At 61.9% G+C, this 5,562-nt stretch carries 5 protein-coding genes; all 5 read left to right on the forward strand.

Annotated elements, in window-relative coordinates; all coding sequences use genetic code 11:
- Positions 1-1,358: TolC family protein (locus BEN49_RS10495; RefSeq protein WP_070743056.1), on the forward strand; the 1,358-nt coding region annotated here is incomplete at its 5' end.
- 117 nt (positions 1,359-1,475) lie between these two features.
- Positions 1,476-2,876, forward strand: a complete 1,401-nt coding sequence (locus tag BEN49_RS10500) for an efflux RND transporter periplasmic adaptor subunit (protein ID WP_070743058.1) — start codon at positions 1,476-1,478, stop codon at positions 2,874-2,876.
- Positions 2,877-3,150: 274 nt separating this feature from the next.
- Positions 3,151-4,140: an NAD(P)H-dependent glycerol-3-phosphate dehydrogenase gene (locus tag BEN49_RS10505; RefSeq protein ID WP_094123143.1), complete on the forward strand. Its 990-nt coding sequence runs from the start codon at positions 3,151-3,153 to the stop codon at positions 4,138-4,140.
- Between the two features lie 36 nt (positions 4,141-4,176).
- Positions 4,177-4,575: a DUF4259 domain-containing protein gene (locus tag BEN49_RS25600; RefSeq protein ID WP_083325981.1), complete on the forward strand. Its 399-nt coding sequence runs from the start codon at positions 4,177-4,179 to the stop codon at positions 4,573-4,575.
- A gap of 387 nt (positions 4,576-4,962) precedes the next feature.
- Positions 4,963-5,391: an EamA family transporter gene (locus tag BEN49_RS10510; protein ID WP_070743060.1), complete on the forward strand. Its 429-nt coding sequence runs from the start codon at positions 4,963-4,965 to the stop codon at positions 5,389-5,391.
- Positions 5,392-5,562 lie beyond the last annotated feature (171 nt).

The following is a 5,562-nucleotide window of genomic DNA, read 5'->3' on the forward strand; positions in this document are numbered from 1 at the left end:
ACGTGGCCGAGCTGGATAAGGACATGCAGGACATGGTGGGCAAGTGGGAGCAATTGTATACCACGCTGCGCACCGCAAAGCCCAACGATAAAGTACTGGACCTGAACGCCACCCAGGGCTGGAACTACGGCACCTACGTGAACCCGGTGACCTCGCAGTTCCAGAACGCCACCACCCGCTCCAACAACCTGGCGGGGCAGGCGCAGCTGGTGCTGTTCCAGGGCTTTCAGCTGCGCAACACCATCAAGCGCAACGTGCTCGACTACGAGGCCAGCCTGGAGGACACCGAAAAGTCGCGCAACGACCTGAGCCTCAACGTAGCCTCGCAGTTCTTGCAGCTCGTGCTGGCCCAGGAGCTGGTGCGCGCCAACCAAACGCGCGTGGCCAGCGACCAAGCGCAGATTGACCGCGCCAACATCCTGCTCAAGGCCGGCAGCATCCCCGAAAGCACGCTGCTCGACAGCCAGTCGCAGCTCGCCACCGACGAGCTGAACGTGATTACGGCCCAGAACCAGGCCGACCTGGCCCGCCTGGCCCTGTTGCAGCTCATGAACATCGACCCGGCCGGGGCCCAGGGCTTTGCCATTGAAGTACCCCCGCTGCCCGACCCCGACCAAGAGGCGCCCTACGTGGTGGACCTCAACCAAACGTTCCAGATTGCCGCCAGCACCAAGCCCGAAATCCGGGCGGCCGACCTGCGCGTGCAAAGCGCCCGCCGCGGCACCGACATTGCCCGGGCGGGGTATTACCCCCGCTTTGTGCTCGGCGGTTCGCTCTCCACGCTGTATTCCTCGTCGCAGTCCACGCGCATCTTCACGGGCGACTCCACTAGTACCCAGTCGATTCCGGTGTTTCAGAACACGCCCAACGGGCTTTTGCCCACCTCTTTCCAGGTGCTCACCGGCAAGCAGCCCAACTTCGAAACGCTGCCGACGAACTTTTTCGATCAGCTGGGCAACAATTACGGCAAGGCCGTGCAGTTTGCCCTGCAAATTCCGGTGCTGAACGGCCTCCAGGTGCGCACGGGCGTGCAGCGGGCCCTCATCAACGAGCAGTCGGCCAGCGTGCGCGCCGAGCAGGCCCGCCTCACCCTGCGCCAGGGCATCGAGCAGGCCTACGCCGACGCCCGCGCCGCCCAGCTTCAGTACGCCGCCGCCACGCGCCAGGTCGCGGCCCTCACGCTCACGCAGCGCAATTCGGAAATCCGCTTCAACAACGGCCTGCTCAACGGCACCGAGTTCAACATTGCCAAAAACAACCTCACCTTCGCCGTGTCCAACCAGCTGCAGGCCAAGTACACCTTCATCTTCCGCCGCAAGGTGCTCGACTTTTACCAGGGCAAGCCGCTCGCGCTGTGAGTTTTGGCTGTTAGCTGATGGCTGTTAGCCGTTAGCTTTTACGCCTTAATGCCGGCAACCCAATACTCCGCACTCAAAAAGCTAACAGCTAACAGCCATTAGCTAACAGCTAAAAATATGAAGAACAACCGTTTACTCTACAGCTTGGTGGCCCTGGTGCTCGTGCTGCTCGTGGGCTTTGTAGTGGCCAAAAAACAGGGCTGGGTGGGCAAGCCCGCCGGTACCGAGGTGCTCGTGGAAACCGCCGGCCCGGCCAGCATCACCGAAAAGGTGAGCGCCTCGGGCAAGGTGCAGCCCGAAACGGAGGTGAAAATCTCGCCCGACGTGTCGGGCGAAATCATTGCCTTGTACGTGCAGGAGGGCGACTCCGTGAAGAAGGGCCAGCTGCTGCTGCGCATCCGCCCCGACAACTACCAGGCCCAGGTGAGCCTGCAAAGCGCGCAGGTGGGCACCCAGCGCGCCAACGTGGGCCAGGCCGATGCCCGCCTGAAGCAGTTGATTGCCACCGCCAAGCAAACCGAGCTGACGTACCGCCGCAACGCCTCGCTCTACAAGCAAAAGGTGATTTCGCAGTCCGACTACGAAGCCAGCCAGGCCGCCTACAACGCCTCACAGGAAGAAATTAACTCGGCCCGCCAGTCCATCCGCGCCGCCCAGAGCACCGTTACGGCCGCCTCGGCCTCGCTGGAGGAAGCCCGCAAGAACCTGAACAAGACCACCATCTACGCCCCGGTGAGCGGCACGGTGAGCAAGCTGAACGTGAAGAAAGGCGAGCGAGTGGTGGGCACCACCCAAATGGCGGGCACCGAAATCATGCGCATCGCCAACCTCAACAACATGGAGGTGCGCGTGAGCGTGAACGAGAACGAGGTGACCAACGTGAACCTGGGCGACTCGGTGGAGGTGGACGTGGACGCCTACGCCAGCCGCAACGAGAAATTCCGGGGCGTCGTCACCAACATTGCCAACACGGCCAAGGACGCGCTGACGGCCGAGGCCGTAACCGAGTTCGAGGTGCGCATCCGGCTGCTGCCCGAGAGCTACCGCCACCTCGTGCGCGTGGCGAAGGGCCAGACCATCGTGCCCTTCCGCCCGGGCATGACGGCCTCGGTGGACATCATCACCGAGCGCAAGGCGCACGTACTCAGCGTGCCGCTGTTCGCCGTAACTACCCGCTCCGACTCGGCCGTGGCCACGGTGGAGGGCCCCAACGGCGGTGGCGGCATGGGCCGGGCCGGTGGCACGGCCACCCTGGTGGGCCCCAAAACCAGCACCGACAAGCCCGCCATCCAGGAAGTGGTGTTCGTGGTGAAGGACGGCAAAGCGGTGCTCACGCCGGTGAAAACGGGCATCACCGATTCCAAGAACATCGAAATCCTGAGCGGCGTGGCCGCCGGTACGCCCGTCGTCACGGGCCCCTTCCGGGCCGTGGCCAAGGAGCTGAAAGACGGCGGCCGGGTGGTTATCAAAGATGCCAAAACCCTGAGCAAGGAAGCCCTGGCCGAGGCCAAGCCGTAGAGTAGGTTCGTTGCCCGTTCTCAGTTGAAGCTGCGTAGGAAGCTTGGAGATTCAAAATTGAGCGTCATGCTGAGCTCGTCGAAGCATCTCTCCCGCGCCAGTAATCATGATTAGTAAGCTGTAGAGATGCTTCGACAAGCTCAGCATGACGTTCTGACCACTTCGTAAAACAGCTCGGGTACTCGTTACTAGCTGCTCGGCCCTGTTGCCTGGGGGCCCTATTGCCTGACAACGAGCAACTAAAAAGCCATCCTTCTTTCCCCACCCATTCCCGTTGGAAAAAATTGCCATGCTCGGCGGCGGCTCCTGGGCCACTGCTCTCGCCAAAATATTGAGTGAAAACGGCGCCCGCATCGACTGGTGGCTGCGCGCCAAAGACGACGTGCAGCACCTGCTGCGCACCCGCCACAACCCGCGCTACCTCTCGGCGGTGCAGTTCGACCTGAACCGGGTGTACCCCGCCACCGACCTGGCCGACGTGGTGGAGGAGGCCGACTGGGTGGTGCTGGCCGTGCCCGCCGCCTTTGTGCAGCCCGTGCTGGACAAGCTCGACCGCGACGCGCTGAAGCATAAGAAGGTCATTTCCGCCATCAAGGGCATGCTGCCGGGCAAGAACCAGCTCGTGACCGACTACGTGGCCGAGCGTTTCCGGCTGCCGCGCACCCAGCTGGGCGTTATCGCGGGGCCCTGCCACGCCGAGGAAGTGGCCCTCGAAAAGCAGAGCTACCTCACCATCGGCTCGCCCGACGCGGCCCTGGCGCAGGGCTTCTGCGAGCTGCTGCGCAACCGCTACGTGAAGGCTTACCCGGCCCTGGACCTCGACGGCATTGAGTACTGCGCCGTGATGAAAAACATCATCGCCCTCACCGGTGGCATCGCCCACGGCGTGGGCTACGGCGACAACTTCCTGGCCGTGCTGGTGAGCAACGCGGTGCAGGAAATCCGCCGTTTCCTGCAAGCCATCAGCCCGCTGGCGCGCGACCTCTCGGCCTCCGCCTACCTCGGCGACCTGCTGGTGACGGCTTACTCGCAGTTCTCGCGCAACCGCACCTTCGGCGGCATGGTGGGCCGCGGCTACTCCGTAAAGTCGGCGCAGCTCGAAATGAACATGATTGCCGAGGGTTACTACGCCGTCAAGTCCATCCACGAAATCAACCTCAAGCTCAAGGTCCACATGCCCATCACCACGGCCGCCTACCGCGTGCTTTATGAAAAGGTATCCCCGCAGGTGGAAATGGAGCTGTTAAAGGAGCAGTTGCGGTAATTATTTTGACTTTAACACTTTGCAAAAAAAATACTCATGGGAGCCTGGGGGAACCGAAATTTTGAGAATGATCAAGCAATGGATTTTGTGGGCGACTTCATCGATAGTCCGTCTTTGGAAAGTATAGAAGACGCGTTGACTACCGTAGTTGATCTGGGTGAAGAAGGTGAATATATCGAAGTTGATGAAGCCAGTGTGGCATTAGCTGCGGCTGAGATGGTAGCTGCATCATTCACGAAACCAGCGCCCGATTTCCCAACTGAATTACAGCCAACATCTGATTCAATCGGTATTGGTGTTGCGCTGAAAAAATTAGCTCGAAAAGCTGTTAATCAAGTAATGAAAAAATCCGAACTGCAAGAGCTATGGGCTGAAAGCGGAGATTTTACAGAATGGGAGGTAATTCAAAAGGACTTATTGGAGCGATTAAAATGAGTCCGAAACTATCATCACTCCCAACCCGTTATATCCGCAGTATTCAGCAAAAAATAAGGGGCCGGGCTCAAGGCCCAACCCCTTACCAACTACCGGAGTAGATAAGTGACGAGTAGCACGGCCAAGGCCTTTGCTACGCCACTTGCAAACCCCACCAGCACAGCTTTTCCAACTGCCTGTAGTAGTTTTGTCGCGTTGTCCCGTTTCATTGCAGTGAAGTTGAGGGTTCCGCAAAACCCCCGCTTCTGAAACCCCGTCTGTGTCCAGCAGCCGGGGTTTCCCTTTTTCAAGGGCTACCGTGGCCGGGGGACATACCAACGCGCTTGCGGCAAAGGTAGGTGCGAGCCCCGGCCAGGGTGGCTGGCTTTGCTTTAAATTACTTGTCTGATGCCCAACTGGCTCCCCTTGGCGCTGCTCACGGCCCTGTGCCTGGCGGGCTACAACTTCTTCCTCAAGCTGGCCGCCGAGCACCTGCCGCCGGCGGTGGGGGCCGTGGTGCTGCAACTGGTGGCCGCGGCCCTGGGCGGCGCGTGGCTGCTGCGTCTCAAGCTGCAAGGGCAGCCGTTGCCAGTGAGCGGCAAGGGCCTGGGGCTGGCGGCGCTGGCCGGGTTGGGCGTGGGGCTGGCCGAAATCCTGGCGTTCGTGGTGTTCCGGCGCGGAGTGCCGGCCTCCGTGGGCACGCCCGTGATTGTGGGCGGCTCGGTGCTGTTCACGGCCATTTTGGGGCTGGTGGTGCTGCGCGAGGGCCTGAGCTGGCCGCAGGCGGGTGGCCTGGTGCTGGTGGTGGCGGGCATTGCGCTGCTGGCGCGCGGGTAGTAGCGGGCCGGGGCCCCGGGGGGGCCTGGTCAACAGCGTTTTTAGTCGAACAGCGGGTCGTGGCCGATGGGCAGCCCCGGGGCGGGCAGGGCGTAGATTTCGTCCACGCCGTCGCGGTAGGCGGGGCGGGCCGGCAGGGGGCGGGGCGGTAGGGGCCCTGGTAGTCGGGGC

Origin of the sequence: Hymenobacter coccineus (assembly GCF_001816125.1) — a bacterium.
Classification (GTDB): domain Bacteria; phylum Bacteroidota; class Bacteroidia; order Cytophagales; family Hymenobacteraceae; genus Hymenobacter; species Hymenobacter coccineus.